This is a genomic window from Janthinobacterium paucivorans (genome assembly GCF_051380805.1).
Classification (GTDB): domain Bacteria; phylum Pseudomonadota; class Gammaproteobacteria; order Burkholderiales; family Burkholderiaceae_D; genus Janthinobacterium; species Janthinobacterium lividum_D.
The window spans coordinates 158,542-172,442 of record NZ_JBNYXR010000004.1 but is presented as its reverse complement, the minus strand read 5'-3'; the positions used below and the strand labels follow the sequence as shown (position 1 = coordinate 172,442).

Genomic DNA, 13,901 nt, shown 5'->3' with positions numbered 1-13,901 from the left:
GACCTTGATGCGAATGACTATGACACAGCATGCCAAAAGTTGGACCCTGAAACCGGGCGCGATGACCTTGGGCGACCTGCGCGCCGTCTGGGCCGCACCCGCCAAACTGATCCTCGCCGCCGAGGCGTATCGCGTCATCGAGGACTCGGCCGCAGCCGTGCAAGCCATCGTCGCCAAGGGCGACGCGGCTTACGGTATCAACACGGGTTTCGGCTTGCTCGCCAAGACGCGTATCCCCGATGAAAAGCTGGAGCAGTTGCAGCGCAACCTGATTCTGTCGCATTCCGTCGGCACGGGCGAACTGCTGTCGGACGCCGTCGTGCGTCTGGTCATGCTGATGAAGATCGGCAGCCTGGCGCGCGGTTATTCCGGCGTGCGCCCGCTGATTATCGATACCCTGATCGCCCTGTACAACGCGGGCATCATGCCGGCCATTCCCGCCAAGGGTTCCGTGGGCGCCTCGGGCGACCTGGCGCCGCTGTCGCACATGACCCTGGCCATGTTGGGCGTGGGCGACGTGCGTGTCAACGGCGCATTGATGCCGGCCCCTGAAGCGCTGGCGCAGGCGGGCATCGCGCCCGTCGTGCTGGCGGCGAAAGAGGGCCTGGCACTGATCAATGGCACGCAAGTGTCGAATGCGCTGGCGCTGCATGGCTTGTTCATGGCCGAGCGTTTGCTGGAAGCGGCCATGGTCACGGGTGCGCTGTCGCTCGATGCGGCCAAGGGCAGCGACTCGCCATTCGACGCGCGCGTGCATGCCGTGCGGGGACAGCCGGGGCAAATCCTGGCCGCGCAGATGTACCGCCAACTGGTGGCCAACAGCGCTATTCGCGCCTCGCACCTGGAGGGCGACGAGCGCGTGCAAGACCCATACAGCCTGCGCTGCCAGCCGCAAGTCATGGGTGCCTGTCTCGATTTGATTGGCAATGCGGGGCGCACCTTGCTGATCGAAGCCAATGCCGTTACGGATAACCCGCTGATCTTCCAGGATGGACCCAACGGACAGGTGCAAATCGTCTCGGGCGGGAACTTCCATGCCGAGCCGGTGGCGTTTGCCGCCGATACCCTGGCGCTGGCGATCGCCGAAATCGGCGCGTTGGCCGAGCGCCGCATCGCGCTGCTGATCGACGCCACGCTGTCCGGTTTGCCCCCCTTTCTGGTGCGTGATCCGGGCGTCAATTCCGGTTTCATGATCGCCCACGTGACGGCTGCCGCGCTGGCGTCGGAAAACAAGTCGCTCGCGCATCCGGCCAGCGTCGACAGCCTGCCCACTTCCGCCAACCAGGAAGACCACGTGAGCATGGCCACGTTCGCCGGGCGCCGCCTGGACGATATGGCGCACAACACGGCCGTGATTATCGGCATCGAGCTGCTGGCCGCTGCGCAGGGCATCGATTTCCATCGCCCCCTGAAAACTTCGCCGCAGCTTGAACATGTACATCAGCAACTGCGCCAGAAGGTGCCGTTCTTCGACGCCGACCGCTTTTTTGCGCCCGATATCGAAGCGGCCAAGCAGATGGTCATACGCGGGGAATTGAGCAGCACGTGCAAGAATTTGTTCGCCCCGCTGTACGCTTGAACGGGTGCAAGGAGACAAGCATGGATTTCCGCTTCAATGAAGGCAGCATTGCACTGCTGGTGTCGATGCCCCACGTGGGCACCGACATACCGGACGATATCGCCGCGCGCATGACGCCGCAGGCCTTGATCAAGGCCGACACGGATTGGCATTTGCGCGAGCTGTATGGTTTTTTGCAGGAGATGGGTGCGTCCGTGCTGTCGGCGCGCTGGTCGCGCTACACGATCGACTTGAACCGCCCGCAGGAAGACACGAATCTGTATCCGGGTCAGGATACGACGGGTTTGCTGCCCAACGATACGTTTCACCGCGAGCCGCTGTATCTGCCAGGGTGCGAACCCGATGCGGCCGAGGTGCAGCAGCGCTTGCAGCGTTACTGGGCACCGTACCACCGGCAACTGCGGGCGGAACTGGACCGGCTACTGCGCGTGCACGCTGCCGTGGTGTTGTGGGATGCCCATTCCATCGCCTCGCACGTGCCGCGCTTCTTTGACGGCAAGCTGCCAGACCTCAATTTCGGCACGGCAGATGGCGCCAGCTGCGATGCCGGCCTGACGTCCTCCGTGGTCGATATCGCGCGTTCGCAGCAGCACTTTACGGTGGCCTTGAACGGCCGCTTCAAGGGCGGCCACATCACGCGCCATTACGGCCAGCCGCAACGCCGCGTGCATGCGCTCCAGCTGGAGATGTGCCAGTGCCTGTACATGGATGAAGCGATGCCGTTCGGCTACCGTCCCGACTTGGCCGCACAGGTGCAGCCGCTGCTGCGCCAGATGATGCAAGCGGCCGTGGCATGGGTGGCGCCTTGAGCTCCCGTTTGTTTGCCCGCCACGCGCTGCTACCGCAGGGCTGGCGCCGCGACGTGCTGCTGGAATGGGATAAAAATGGGGATTTGACGCATATTCAGGAGGATGCAACTGCAACTGTGCTTGGCGTGGAGGTGGTGGAATATGTCTTGCCCGGCATGGTCAACCTGCATTCGCATGCCTTTCAGCGCGCGCTGGGTGGCATGACCGAAATCGCCGGCGCAGGAGTCGGCAATGCGCCGGACAGCTTCTGGACGTGGCGCGAACTGATGTACCGCTTCGCGCGCCACATCACGCCCGAGCAAATGCAAACCATCGCCGCGCAGTTGTTTGCCGAATGCCTGCGCCATGGCTACACGTCCGTGTGCGAGTTTCACTATCTGCAGCGCGATGTTGCAGGCGCATTGTATGCACGCCCTGCGGAGACGGCCGAACGGGTGCTGGCCGCTGCGCGCATCAGCGGTATCGGCGTGACCATGCTGCCCGTGTTGTACAGCCATGCGGGCTTTGGCGAACAGCCGTTGAAAGCGGAGCAGGCACGCTTTCGCACGGATGCGGACGATGTCTTGTGCATCATCGAGGCGCTGGCGCCGCAGCGCTGCGGGCAGGTGGAAGTGGGCTTTGCACCGCATTCGCTGCGCGCCGCCAGCGTGGCGCAGATCCACGAAGTGCTGCAAGCGCTGCCGGCGCAGCGCCCGATTCATATGCACATCGCCGAGCAGCAGGGCGAAGTGCGCCAATGTTTTGACTACAGCGGCCGGCGCCCGGTGCAGTATCTGTACGACCAAGTCCATGTTGACGCGCGCTGGTGCCTGGTGCACGCCACGCATGTGCAGCCCGACGAGGTGGCGCTGATGGCCGCCAGCGGCGCCGTGGCAGGTCTGTGCCTGACGACGGAGGCGAACCTCGGTGATGGCCTGTTTCCGCTGGCTCAATTCATCGCCGCCGGCGGGCGTTTCGGCGTCGGCAGCGACAGCCATGTATCGCAGTCGCCGGTGGAGGAATTGCGCTGGCTCGAATACGGCCAGCGCTTGCAGGGCCAGCAGCGCAATGTCGCTGCCACCTCCGATGAACGCCATGTGGGCGATTATCTGTGGCAGGCGGCCTTGCGCGGCGGCGCGCAGGCATCCGGGCGCAAGCTGGGCGCGCTGGCGCCGGGCTGCCGCGCCGATTTGCTGGTGCTCGACGAGGCGCACGTCAACCTGTGCGGCGTGGCCATAGCCGATGTGCTGGGCAGTTTTCTCTTTTGCGGCAACGACAACCTGGTGCGCGACGTGCTGTGTGGCGGCCAGTGGCAGGTGCGCGGCGGGCGCCATGTGGCGCACGATGCCATCGCGGCTGCCTACAAGCGCACCCTGGCGCAACTGAGGGCGCTCTGATGGCGACCTTCATCCCGCATGAATGCTTGCGCGCCACGCCGTGGAAAAACGGCGGCGGCAGCACGACGGAAATCGCCATCGCTCCCGAGGGTGCCGGCTTCGATAATTTCGATTGGCGTATCAGCCTGGCGACGATCACGGCCAGCGGACCGTTTTCCAGCTTTCCCGGCATCGATCGCAGCCTGATGCTGGTCGATGGCGACAGCGTGCAGCTGACGCTCGATGGCACGCGCAAGGTGGTCTTGAACGCGGCGCAGCCCATGCTCTGGTTTCCTGGCGAAGCGGCCTTCGTTGCGCATGTCAAGGCGCTGACGACGGATTTCAACGTGATGACGCGGCGCGACCGTTGTCGCCACCAGCTGGAGAAAATCAAGGCGCCGGGCAAGCTGTCGCGGCGCAGTACGACGACGCTGCTATTTGTCGCCGGCGCGGGCGCCGTGCTGGCGCGCGGTGGCGACCAGCAGTTCGCGCTGGCCCGTTACGACACGCTGCTGCTCGATGCCGACGATGCGCAGGAATGGCGGCTCGACGCCTTGCAGCGTTCGGCCGTGTTCCGCGTCGACCTGTTCATCTAGGAGAGAACAAGCATGCAAGATTGGGACCTGGTCATCCACAACGTTCACCTGGCCACCATGCAGCACGGCTATGGCGAACTGCTGGACGCGGCCATCGCCGTCAAGGATGGCCGCATTGCCTGGCTCGGCCACGGCAAGGAGCTGCCGGCCAGCGCAGCCACCGTGTTGGACGGCCAGGGCTGCTGGCTGACGCCGGGCCTGATCGACTGCCATACGCACATTGTCCACGCAGGCAATCGCAGCGACGAATTCGAAGCGCGCCTCAATGGCGCCAGCTATGAAGATATCAGCCGTGCCGGCGGTGGCATCATGTCCACCGTGCGCGCCACGCGCGCGGCCAGCGACAACGAATTGCTGCGGCAAAGCTTGCCGCGCGTGTTGGCGCTGCTGGCCGAGGGCGTGACGACGCTGGAGATCAAGTCCGGCTACGGCCTGGAGATGGACAGCGAGGCGAAGATGTTGCGCGTGGCGCGCAGGATCGCTGAAAAGCTGCCGCTCACCGTGCGCACCACTTTCCTCGGTGCGCACGCACTGCCGCCCGAGTATACGGGGCGCGCCGACGCGTATATCGATCTGCTGTGCGCGCAGATGCTGCCCAAGCTGGCTGGCGACGGCCTGGTCGACGCCGTCGATGCTTTTTGCGAGCGCATCGGCTTTACGCCAGCGCAAACACAGCGGATGTTCGATGCCGCGCAGGCATTGAATTTGCCTGTAAAGCTGCATGCGGAGCAATTGTCGGACCAGGGCGGCGCGGCCCTGGTCGCCCGTTATGCTGGCCTGTCGGCCGACCATCTGGAATTTCTGTCGGAAGAGGGCATCGCCGCCATGGCAGAGCATGGCACGGTGGCCGTGCTGCTGCCGGGCGCGTATTACTTTTTGCGCGAAATACAGCAACCGCCAGTGGCCGCTTTGCGCGCGGCGGGCGTGCCGATGGCCGTGTCCACCGATTGCAATCCGGGCACCTCGCCCATGACGTCATTGCTGCTGGCGATGAATATGGCGTGCACCCTGTGGCGCCTCACGCCGCAGGAAGCGTTGGCCGGCTGCACGCTCCACGCGGCGCGCGCACTGGGCTTGCAGCATGAGACCGGTAGCCTGGTGGTCGGCAAGCGCGCCGATTTCGCCCTGTGGCGCATTGCGCGTCCGGCCGACCTGGCGTATGCGCTGGGCCTGAACCCGTGCGTGGGCGCGGTACACGGCGGTGTCTGGCGCGCGCCGGTGGTAAGCTTGACGGATTGATCAGCCATCCTGGAGCGCCGCGTGCGTGTTGTCTACCTGTTGTTAATGCTTGTTTTTACGGCCGCGCCCGCGCCCGCCATGGAGGGCGGCACCTTGAAGGTGGGCTCGAAGCGCTTTACGGAATCCTACATCCTCGGCGAAATTCTCAAGCAGAGCGCCGCGCCGCACGTCATGGTGGAGCACCGCCAGGGGCTGGGTAGCACGGCCATCGTGCTCGCCGCGCTGCAGGCGGGCAGCATTGACGTATATGCCGAATACATGGGTACGATCGGCAGCGAAATCCTCAAGCACGACAAAGCCATTGATCTGCAGCAGATGCGACGCGAGCTGGCGCTGCTGGGCCTGGGCGTGGCCGTGCCGCTGGGTTTTAACAACACTTATGCGCTGGCCATGCGTGGTGATGAAACGGGCATCGCCAGCCTGGGGCAACTGGCGCAGCATCCCGCCTTGCAGTTTGGCCTGTCGCATGAATTCATCGGCCGCGTCGATGGCTGGCCAGGCTTGGCCGCGCGCTATGGCTTGCCGCAGCGCCCGCGCGGGCTCGATCACGGCATCGCCTATGAAGCGCTGGCGCAGCGCCAGGTGGACGTGATCGATATCTATTCGACGGATGCGAAGATCCGCCAGTACGGCTTGCGCGTGCTGGCCGACACGCAGCAGTATTTCCCTCGTTATGACGCCATGCTCTTGTTCCGGCTCGATTTGCCGCCGCGCTTTCCTGCCGCTTGGCAGGCACTGCAAGCACTGCAGGGGCGCATCAGCGAGGACGATATGATCGCCATGAATGCGGCCGTGGAAATCGATGGCAAGAGCTTTGCCGGCGTGGCGCGGCAGTGGCTGGCCAGCGCTGCGAAGGTATCACAGCCAGCCAGCGCTGCGCGCAGCAATCTGCTCGATAAAGTCATCGGCGACGATGTATGGACGCTGACGCGCCAGCACGTGACCCTGGTGCTGCTGTCGGTGGCGCTGGCCTGCCTGATCGGCATTCCGCTGGGCGTGCTGGCGGCGTTTTCGGCGCCCCTGCGGCAAACGGTGCTGGCCATGGTGGGCGTACTGCAGACGGTACCGTCGCTGGCTCTGCTGGCGATATTGATTCCGCTGCTGGGCATGATCGGTACGGTGCCTGCGCTGGTAGCCCTCTTCGTATATGCCTTGCTGCCCATCGTGCGCAATACTTGCACCGGCATTATGCAAGTGCCGCAAGGCTTGCGCATGGCGGCGCTGGCGCTGGGCTTGAACTGGCGCGACCGCCTGCTACACGTGGAATTGCCGCTGGCCTTGCCCGTCATGCTGGCCGGCGTAAAAACGGCGGCCGTGATGAGCGTGGGCACGGCCACCATCGCCGCTTTCATCGGCGCGGGCGGCTACGGCGAACGCATTACCATCGGCCTGGCGCTGAACGACAATGACATGTTGCTGGCCGGTGCGATCCCCGCAGCCGTGTTGGCTCTGCTGACGCAAGGCCTGTTCGAGCTGCTGGAGCGCTGGGCCGTGGCCGGCCGGCAGCATTGACGTCCGCCTGCTTACAGCGAGTGTAGTTTCGAACGCACAGAGACGACCGCCTGGTGCAGGATGCGTTCAGCCTGGAAGTCGTTTTCGCGCTGTTCAGCGATGGCTTGCAGGTCGCGTGTGTAGCGTTCCAGGCGAAAACGCAGGTAGGTGCGGTAGATTTTCATGACCAGTGGTTTGGCAAAGACATTCATGATGCGGCTCCCGTATGCACGACGATGCATTCATTAATGCGTTTATTGTGTGTGAGCACATGGCTGCCATTTTGCGCCGCATCAAACGCCAGCGTGTCCTCACGTTGGCGCATTTGATCTTGCGCAAGGCCCTACCAGCAGAAGATGTCACACTGATTCTTCCCTGCCTGGCCATCAGCGGCCGCAGGCTCTGATATCGCTGATATTGCTGATGCCGACAAGCATACTCAAGGAGCGTCGTATGGTCATTTTTGCCGTGTTTGCTGTTGGCATCGCCTGCCTGACAGTGTACCAACTTTATACGAATGCGCACGCTGATAGTCGCGTTGCGCAACAACAGATAGGCTTGCACGGGATATTGATTGAACCACGGAAATAAACTGTGGCAAGCGATGGGCAGTGACGTGAGTGCTTTAAGGAAAATGTAAGGCCCGGTAAGCAAATGTAAAGGTCGGCGCGGTGACAAGTTGTAGCGTTTATAGTGATCACCGTTGATTGCATTCTCCCCCTCCCACTTGACAATGGGTTCACCCCGCGGTGCCGCTAGCCCGCGGGGATTTTTTTTGGCAATCGCTTATGCGGGTTTGGGCGTGCCAGCCGACAATTGCGTCAAGGCATCGCCAGCCACGCGGCAGATGCGCCAGTCCGGCATCACGTCCGCGCCCATGCCCTTGTAGAAGTTGATCGCGTTTTCATTCCAGTCCAGCACCGACCATTCGAAGCGGCCGCAATCGCGTTCGACGGCCAGTTGCGCCAGCGCCACCAGCATCTGTTTGCCATAGCCCTTGCCGCGCACCGACTGCTTCACGTACAGGTCTTCCAGGTACAGCCCCTTGCGGCAGAGGAAGGTGGAAAAGTTGTGGAAGAACAGGGCGAACGTCACCACTTCGCCATTTTCCACGCCGACCAGTGCTTCGCAGGCGGGATGGCGGCCAAACAGGCTGTCGTGCAGCATGGATTCCTTGGCGATCATCAGGTGTTCAAGTTTTTCAAACACGGCCAGTTCATGGATCATGCCGAAGATGGCGGCCACGTCGCTTGCCAGGGCGGGACGGATGGCGAGGGTGGCGTTGGAAGTGTTCATGTTGCCTTTACTGATGAAGTGGTGGAAATGGCGGAAACGCCAGCCGTCTTGCGCGCGCCTGACGTCAGGGCCCAAGCCACGCTCGATAGGCACAGCAGCATGCCCACCCATTCGATGGCGGCGGGCCGGTAGTGTTCGAATTGCACCGACAGCAGCACCGAGATGACGGGCGTGACTACGCCGATATAGACGGTCTTTTGCGTGCCGATGCGCGCGATTAAAGTGAAATAGGCACTGAAGGCGATCACCGAGCCGAAGATGGCCAGATACAGCAAGCCTATCCAGTAACTGGGGCGTGTGGGTACTTGCCAGGACTGGCCCGTGGCGATGGCCCAGACGGCCACCATGAGCGTGCCCCACAGCATGCTCCAGGCCATGCTCAGCATCACGTTGCTGGAATGCTCGCGCACCTTCATGACCAGGGCATTGCCGAGCGTGCTCGAAACGGTGGCCACCAGGGCCAGCATGAAACCGAGCAGGAAATGTGCATTGCGGCCATTGCCGCCGCCGACAATATCGTGCAGCGCCGCGCCGATGGATTGGTAAAACAGCAGCACGATGCCGCAGAGGGCGACAAACGCCGCGCAGCAAGTGCTCCAGGTGAGGCGTGTGCCGAAGGCGATGCGGTTGAGTAATGGTGTCCAGAACACCATCAACGCAAATAGTACGCTGACGAGGGCAGAGACGAGGTATTGCTCCGAGCTATAGGTGCAGACATAGCTGAGGGCAAACGAGGCCAGGCCTTGCAGTAGCATCCATTTTTGTGCGCGCCAGGGAAGGCGCAAGGTGTCGCCGCGCAATGCGCACCAGGCAAACAGGGTGGCGCAGGCGAGGCCGAAGCGGTAGACCACGGAAATGGCGGGGGCGACATCGCCCAGCTGCAAGGTGATGGCCCAGAAGGTGGAGCCCCAGATTAAGCAGGCAATGATGAACAGGAGAGGAGAGGACATCGCCCGAGTATAAGGGCATTGCGCGTCCCGGTCGAGCTTGGCAAATGGATGGGCCATATGCGCGGCCAGATACCCTCAGGCATTGAGCCAGCGCAGTGCTGCTGGAAAATATTAAATTTATAAAAATATTTACATTATTATCAATTAAATATGTTCTGAATTGCATCTTGAAAGGAGGGGCGCCATGCCAACGTCACTGCATGTCAAAGTCTGGAGCTTGCTTGTCTACGTTATCGTGGCAACCTCGGTTGCCGTCTGGCTGCACCCCTCGGTTTTGTTGCTGGCGACCTGCGCCTTCGCCTGATGCCTGCGCGCCGGCCGTGCTATCAGTGCGTGACGCGGGTCTTGCGGCCGTCCGACAGCAGGCGCACGCGCTCGCCCGGACGGAACAGTTCGTCCGCCTCTTGCACGATGGCGCGCATGTCGCCATTGTCCAGGCGCACGGTGATTTCCAGACCGCGCTTGTTGGAAGCGTTCGCTTCAATGCTTTGGCCGGCGATGCCGCCGGCGACCGCGCCGAGGATGCTGGCCGCAATGGCGCCCTTGCCACCACCGACTGCCGAGCCGGCCACGCCGCCTAGTGCCGCGCCAGCAAGTACGCCCGTGCCTGTTTCGCCTTTGGCGATGGTCACTTCACGCACGGATTCAACCGTGCCCATGCGAACCGTCTGTTCATTTTGCGCCTGGCGCGCAGGGTAGACGTTTGCCGAGTTCGGTTGTACGGCGCAGCCGGCCAGGGTGGCGAGCAATGCCACTGCAATAATTGGTGCTTTCATGTGGGACTCCCTTGGACAAAAGTTAGTTGCCGATTGCGTCGACCAGCAGTAAAGGTGCTGACTTATCATAAGGAAACTTAGCGCAGATAGCTCGTTACGAAGAGTAAAAATCTGTTACCGGCCCAGCATGAGCACATGCGCGCTTGCAGCTCAATACGCCAGCCGCAGGCGCCGGTACAAAAATCCCAGCACGAACAGCGGCCCCACCAGCAAGAAGCGTACATCGTCCAGGAACGACGGTTTCTTGCCTTCGATCTGGTGACCGATGAATTGGCCGATCCAGGCCAGCACGAATAGCGCCACCGACACGGGCACGATGGTCAGTGCCGGCATCAGCAGTAGCAGGCCCAGCATGACGGCCAGCATCGCCAGCATGCCCGCCGCGAACGGGCGCGACAACTTGAAATAATAGAATAAGGCCAGAACACTGGCGAGCAGCGCCACGCTGGGGTGCACGCTCCACAGCAGCCCCAGCAGGCTGAAAACGATCAAGGGCACGCACACGATATGTACCCATTCATTGACGTCGTTGCGGTGGCTTTCGCCATACTGGGCCAGCAGGGTGTCGATGGTGCGCATGGGTGGTCTCTTGTGTGGGCTAGCTTGTCAAGCAATTCTACACCGTCGCGTGGCCGGGTAAAATGGTGCTTCGTTTCCCCTTCCGGAGCTCTCGTTTGAATAGCCCAGCCTTCTTGCCAGACGTTGCCGTCGACACGCGCAAGCGCTGCTTCGCTCCCGTCGTCGACGCCGGCACGCGCCTGCTGATACTGGGCAGCCTGCCCGGCGAAAAATCGCTGGCGCACAGTCAGTACTATGCGCACCCGCAAAACAAATTCTGGATGTTGCTGGGCGAGGTGCTGGGCGTGGCATTGAGCAGCCTGCCTTACGCAGCGCGTTTGAGCACCTTGCTGGCGCACGGCGTAGGCTTATGGGATGTGGTGGCGCAGGCGCAGCGCACGGGCAGCCTGGATAGCAATATCCGCGCCCGCGACGACAACGACCTGGTGGCCCTGGCCGCCAGCTTGCCGCAGTTGCACACGATCGCCTTTAACGGTGGCACGGCCGCGAAGCTGGGCCTCAAGGTGCTGGGCCAGCACGCGCAGCGTTACCGCATCGTCAGCTTGCCATCGAGCAGCCCTGCCTATACGCTCGGCTATGGCGCCAAGTTGGCGCAATGGAGAACATTACAGCCGTTTTAATCCAGAATATAGATCGCGCCAGCGCCTCAGGCCGGTGCGTACGGTTGCGCTTCCAGCGGCTGTCCCTTGGCATCGAATTTCAAGGCCACTGACAATTGCGTTACACCGATGGTGGCCAGTGCATCGCAGATATCGTCGACTTCGTCCTGCAGGTCGGCGGCCAGATCCAGCGGCTTGTCGGCGCTGTGCAGCAGCGCACCGCCCGCCGTGCTGACGTTGACGCGCAACAGCATTTCGCCGTGTTCATCGGCCGGACCGACGACGACCGAGACATCTGCGGCATCGACGCTGTTTTCCGCCAGCGCGTGGTTGATGCCCGACATCATTTGCAGCATCGCATATTCGCTCATGCCTTGTTCCTTGCCACCGTGGAACAAATCCTGGTATAAAAAACTGACTTCCAGGGCACTGCTGGCGGGCGCCAGGCAGCGCTTGACCAGCTCGCCCACTTCCGTCGTCCACTGCTGGTAGCGGGCCATGCGCGCGTCGAACCAGGCGTCGAGCGCCGCTTCATCCTTCGGTTCCGCATAGAAAGGATCGTCCACGCGCTTGAGGGCAAAGCCCAGCAGGAAGCGCAGTTCGACGGCTGTGTCTTGCGGGCCGAAGGCTGTCTCGCTCCAGCCCACGATGCTGTTTTCCAGGCCCGGCGTGGCGACGATCTTCTTGTCTGTCATCGACGAGTACGCATCGCGCACCATCTCATGCAAGTGGCTGTAAGTGATGCGGTCGATTTCATCGAGGTCGTAGGCATGGCTCATCAAGACCACCTTGGCCTTGGCGCTTTCCAACTGCGCCTGCTGGAAACTTTTCACCAGCGCTTCGAACGCGTCCTGGTCCTGGAAGCAATCGGCTTCCTGCAGGCCGCCCGTGCTTTGCACCAGCAGGGGCACGACGAAGGCGTTGATTTCCATGGCCGGGGCATTGTCGCGGCGGATCACGGAAATCGAGGCCGCTTCTTCGATATGGCTGCGCAGGTACTGGTAGGCACCCACGTCTTCGTATTTGGCGCGCTCGATAGCGTCGTACAGGATTTCATCCTTCTTTTGATTCAAGGCCTTGCGGATCAGGCGGCCGAATTCGACGGCTTGCTCGGCCAGTACCGTGCCTTGCGATTCGCTGTCTTCCTGCTCCGCCAGGTTCAGGGCCATCGTGCACAGCATGCGCGTGACGGACTCATCCTTGTCTTCAGGCGTGTTGGCGGATTTACGGGGGACAGGGCGCTTATTTTTGGGCATGGCGATCAACAGGTTAAGAAAGACGGGTCAGGCGAACGGGCGCCAAGGCTCAGGCCAGGCGCCGGGACAGATCATACAGGTGGATGTGGCCGCCCGATACCTTAATGGTCGGTATCGAACATCTCGTGCAACTCGTCGAGCAGGTCGGCGGCTTCTTCCTGCGACAGGCCGAGATGCTGGCAGGCAAGTTCACCGCCCTTGTCCCATTCCAGCGAGGTACTGTTGCCATGGTAGCGTTGAATACCCTTTTCGGCCAGCAGCGACAGGGCGACGAGCGAGCGGATGGCTTCGTCCGTGGACGTGTCCGTTAATACCGAGTAGTCGTGATGGTGCAAAATCGCCCAGGAGACATCGGAGGACAGGCCCCAGTTGCGTGCCAGCAAGCAGCCGATGGCGGCGTGGTTGGTCTGGTGGCGTGCATCTTCCAGGCTGGTAAAGCAATTGTGCGCATCGTTGGCCGCCGCCGCGTACGTGTTGACGTAGTCGGGGAAGCGGTTCATCAGCAGGGGCACGCCGATATCGCAGAACAGGCCGAAGGTATGGGCGATGTCGGGCGGGGCGATGCGCAGCTTGCGCGAGGTAAATACCACGGCGCGCGCGCGCTTGGCCGACACATCCCAGAAGTTGTTCAGTTCCACGCCTTCCGCTTCCAGCGCCTGACGCGCCAGCAAGCCCGTCATCATGGCGCTGCACTGGTTGACGCCGAGAAAGTTGATGCCTTGCTCGACAGATTTGGCCTTGCGTGCCGCGCCATAGAAGGGCGAGTTGGCCAGTTTCAGCAGGGCGCCGGACATGCCGACATCGTTGGCGATGATGCGCGCGATGCGGCGTGGCGACGGGTCGTCTTCGGCCAGTTCGCGCTGCAAGTCGACCAGCAGGCTGGGGCGCGGCGGGATACGGATGGAACGCATCAAGGCGTCAACCGGATCTTCCTGCACTGCCTGCTTTTGCGCTGCCGCTTTCATCATCACGCTTTCATCATTATTTTCGTGCCCGGTGCTTATTCTGTCATGCGCTGGCGCTGTCTGCTTCATGAGCGTTTGGCGCAATGCCCGACGATTATCGCTGTTTATGCGTGGCAATAGTTCAACTCGACAATATATTCTGTAAAAAATCGCCGTTTTGACCTTGTTCATCGGATATTTTCGTCATTTTACGACGATGTTCATCGCCGCCGCCATGGCAAGAAGATTAATTTTTATTTATTTTTAAGGTGTGGCGAAGGGGACGGAGGGAAGCGCGGCAGGACAATTCTGGCATGAAAAACGCCTTGCCGGTATCAATTTTTCGGACGATTCCATTAGCGTGGCGCGTCCACTGAGCGGTCTGACCGTAATGCTCGACGGCGTGGGTGGGCGTAGCATGGAAACGCCAGC

General features: G+C 61.9%; 15 protein-coding genes. 8 read left to right on the top strand and 7 right to left on the bottom strand.

Annotation, left to right across the window (positions count from 1 at the left end):
* The first annotated feature begins 19 nt into the window (after positions 1–19).
* From hutH to ACQ4V8_RS06855, 6 genes are read left to right on the top strand one after another with little or no spacing between them, the layout of a single operon-like run.
* The gene (gene hutH / locus ACQ4V8_RS06880) at positions 20–1,579 is read left to right on the top strand and encodes a histidine ammonia-lyase (RefSeq protein ID WP_010401527.1); all 1,560 of its coding nucleotides are present in this window, start codon (positions 20–22) and stop codon (positions 1,577–1,579) included.
* Between the two features lie 20 nt (positions 1,580–1,599).
* Positions 1,600–2,388, top strand: coding sequence for an N-formylglutamate deformylase (hutG, locus tag ACQ4V8_RS06875; protein ID WP_436571126.1), 789 nt, complete (start codon positions 1,600–1,602; stop codon positions 2,386–2,388).
* Positions 2,373–3,764 carry a formimidoylglutamate deiminase gene (locus ACQ4V8_RS06870; RefSeq protein ID WP_070346191.1) on the top strand — a complete coding sequence of 464 codons (1,392 nt, stop codon included), beginning with the start codon at positions 2,373–2,375 and terminating at the stop codon, positions 3,762–3,764. Before hutG ends, ACQ4V8_RS06870 begins: the two co-directional genes overlap by 16 nt.
* Positions 3,764–4,339, top strand: a complete 576-nt coding sequence (locus tag ACQ4V8_RS06865) for a HutD/Ves family protein (protein WP_436571125.1) — start codon at positions 3,764–3,766, stop codon at positions 4,337–4,339. Before ACQ4V8_RS06870 ends, ACQ4V8_RS06865 begins: the two co-directional genes overlap by 1 nt.
* A 12-nt stretch (positions 4,340–4,351) precedes the next feature.
* Positions 4,352–5,578, top strand: coding sequence for an imidazolonepropionase (gene hutI / locus ACQ4V8_RS06860; protein ID WP_010401522.1), 1,227 nt, complete (start codon positions 4,352–4,354; stop codon positions 5,576–5,578).
* 45 nt (positions 5,579–5,623) lie between these two features.
* Positions 5,624–7,090: a glycine betaine ABC transporter substrate-binding protein gene (locus tag ACQ4V8_RS06855; RefSeq protein WP_436571165.1), complete on the top strand. Its 1,467-nt coding sequence runs from the start codon at positions 5,624–5,626 to the stop codon at positions 7,088–7,090.
* Positions 7,091–7,101: 11 nt separating this feature from the next.
* On the opposite strand, the gene ACQ4V8_RS06850 is transcribed toward ACQ4V8_RS06855, so the two are convergent.
* Complete coding sequence (locus tag ACQ4V8_RS06850; protein ID WP_029496687.1) at positions 7,102–7,281, bottom strand: hypothetical protein; 180 nt, start codon at positions 7,279–7,281, stop codon at positions 7,102–7,104.
* 14 nt (positions 7,282–7,295) lie between these two features.
* Here ACQ4V8_RS06850 and ACQ4V8_RS06845 point away from each other — a divergent pair, with 14 nt between their 5' ends.
* On the top strand, positions 7,296–7,475 hold the full coding sequence (locus ACQ4V8_RS06845; RefSeq protein ID WP_029496686.1) for a hypothetical protein: 180 nt from the start codon (positions 7,296–7,298) through the stop codon (positions 7,473–7,475).
* Positions 7,476–7,855: 380 nt separating this feature from the next.
* Here the strand turns inward: ACQ4V8_RS06845 and ACQ4V8_RS06840 are convergent, their stop codons facing one another.
* The 4 genes from ACQ4V8_RS06840 to ACQ4V8_RS06825 all read right to left on the bottom strand — a co-directional run bounded on the left by ACQ4V8_RS06840 (position 7,856) and on the right by ACQ4V8_RS06825 (position 10,670).
* Positions 7,856–8,365, bottom strand: coding sequence for a GNAT family N-acetyltransferase (locus ACQ4V8_RS06840; RefSeq protein WP_010401518.1), 510 nt, complete (start codon positions 8,363–8,365; stop codon positions 7,856–7,858).
* On the bottom strand, positions 8,362–9,315 hold the full coding sequence (locus ACQ4V8_RS06835) for a DMT family transporter (protein ID WP_436571124.1): 954 nt from the start codon (positions 9,313–9,315) through the stop codon (positions 8,362–8,364). Before ACQ4V8_RS06835 ends, ACQ4V8_RS06840 begins: the two co-directional genes overlap by 4 nt.
* A 326-nt stretch (positions 9,316–9,641) precedes the next feature.
* Entirely contained in the window at positions 9,642–10,091 is a 450-nt protein-coding gene (locus ACQ4V8_RS06830; protein WP_010401515.1) for an outer membrane lipoprotein, read from the bottom strand.
* A 150-nt stretch (positions 10,092–10,241) separates the two neighbouring features.
* The gene (locus tag ACQ4V8_RS06825) at positions 10,242–10,670 is read right to left on the bottom strand and encodes an Mpo1 family 2-hydroxy fatty acid dioxygenase (protein ID WP_010401512.1); all 429 of its coding nucleotides are present in this window, start codon (positions 10,668–10,670) and stop codon (positions 10,242–10,244) included.
* Positions 10,671–10,765: 95 nt separating this feature from the next.
* Here ACQ4V8_RS06825 and ACQ4V8_RS06820 point away from each other — a divergent pair, with 95 nt between their 5' ends.
* The gene (locus ACQ4V8_RS06820) at positions 10,766–11,290 is read left to right on the top strand and encodes a DNA-deoxyinosine glycosylase (RefSeq protein ID WP_010401510.1); all 525 of its coding nucleotides are present in this window, start codon (positions 10,766–10,768) and stop codon (positions 11,288–11,290) included.
* 26 nt (positions 11,291–11,316) lie between these two features.
* Here ACQ4V8_RS06820 and ACQ4V8_RS06815 read toward each other — a convergent pair whose 3' ends face one another.
* Both ACQ4V8_RS06815 and ACQ4V8_RS06810 read right to left on the bottom strand, forming a co-directional pair.
* Positions 11,317–12,525 carry a hypothetical protein gene (locus ACQ4V8_RS06815; RefSeq protein WP_029496684.1) on the bottom strand — a complete coding sequence of 403 codons (1,209 nt, stop codon included), beginning with the start codon at positions 12,523–12,525 and terminating at the stop codon, positions 11,317–11,319.
* A 101-nt stretch (positions 12,526–12,626) separates the two neighbouring features.
* Positions 12,627–13,493, bottom strand: coding sequence for an HDOD domain-containing protein (locus tag ACQ4V8_RS06810; protein WP_010401505.1), 867 nt, complete (start codon positions 13,491–13,493; stop codon positions 12,627–12,629).
* Between the last annotated feature and the right edge of the window lie 408 nt (positions 13,494–13,901).

Bases quoted from the DNA above. Each gene is read 5' to 3' on its own strand.
- ACQ4V8_RS06865 (WP_436571125.1), top strand. From the start codon at position 3,764: ATGGCGACCTTCATCCCGCATGAATGCTTGCGCGCCACGCCGTGGAAA.
- ACQ4V8_RS06825 (WP_010401512.1), bottom strand. From the start codon at position 10,670: ATGCGCACCATCGACACCCTGCTGGCCCAGTATGGCGAAAGCCACCGC.
- ACQ4V8_RS06850 (WP_029496687.1), bottom strand. From the start codon at position 7,281: ATGAATGTCTTTGCCAAACCACTGGTCATGAAAATCTACCGCACCTAC.
- hutH (WP_010401527.1), top strand. From the start codon at position 20: ATGACACAGCATGCCAAAAGTTGGACCCTGAAACCGGGCGCGATGACC.
- hutG (WP_436571126.1), top strand. From the start codon at position 1,600: ATGGATTTCCGCTTCAATGAAGGCAGCATTGCACTGCTGGTGTCGATG.
- ACQ4V8_RS06840 (WP_010401518.1), bottom strand. From the start codon at position 8,365: ATGAACACTTCCAACGCCACCCTCGCCATCCGTCCCGCCCTGGCAAGC.
- ACQ4V8_RS06815 (WP_029496684.1), bottom strand. From the start codon at position 12,525: ATGCCCAAAAATAAGCGCCCTGTCCCCCGTAAATCCGCCAACACGCCT.
- ACQ4V8_RS06830 (WP_010401515.1), bottom strand. From the start codon at position 10,091: ATGAAAGCACCAATTATTGCAGTGGCATTGCTCGCCACCCTGGCCGGC.
- hutI (WP_010401522.1), top strand. From the start codon at position 4,352: ATGCAAGATTGGGACCTGGTCATCCACAACGTTCACCTGGCCACCATG.
- ACQ4V8_RS06845 (WP_029496686.1), top strand. From the start codon at position 7,296: ATGCACGACGATGCATTCATTAATGCGTTTATTGTGTGTGAGCACATG.
- ACQ4V8_RS06835 (WP_436571124.1), bottom strand. From the start codon at position 9,315: ATGTCCTCTCCTCTCCTGTTCATCATTGCCTGCTTAATCTGGGGCTCC.
- ACQ4V8_RS06870 (WP_070346191.1), top strand. From the start codon at position 2,373: ATGGGTGGCGCCTTGAGCTCCCGTTTGTTTGCCCGCCACGCGCTGCTA.
- ACQ4V8_RS06855 (WP_436571165.1), top strand. From the start codon at position 5,624: ATGCTTGTTTTTACGGCCGCGCCCGCGCCCGCCATGGAGGGCGGCACC.
- ACQ4V8_RS06810 (WP_010401505.1), bottom strand. From the start codon at position 13,493: ATGATGAAAGCGGCAGCGCAAAAGCAGGCAGTGCAGGAAGATCCGGTT.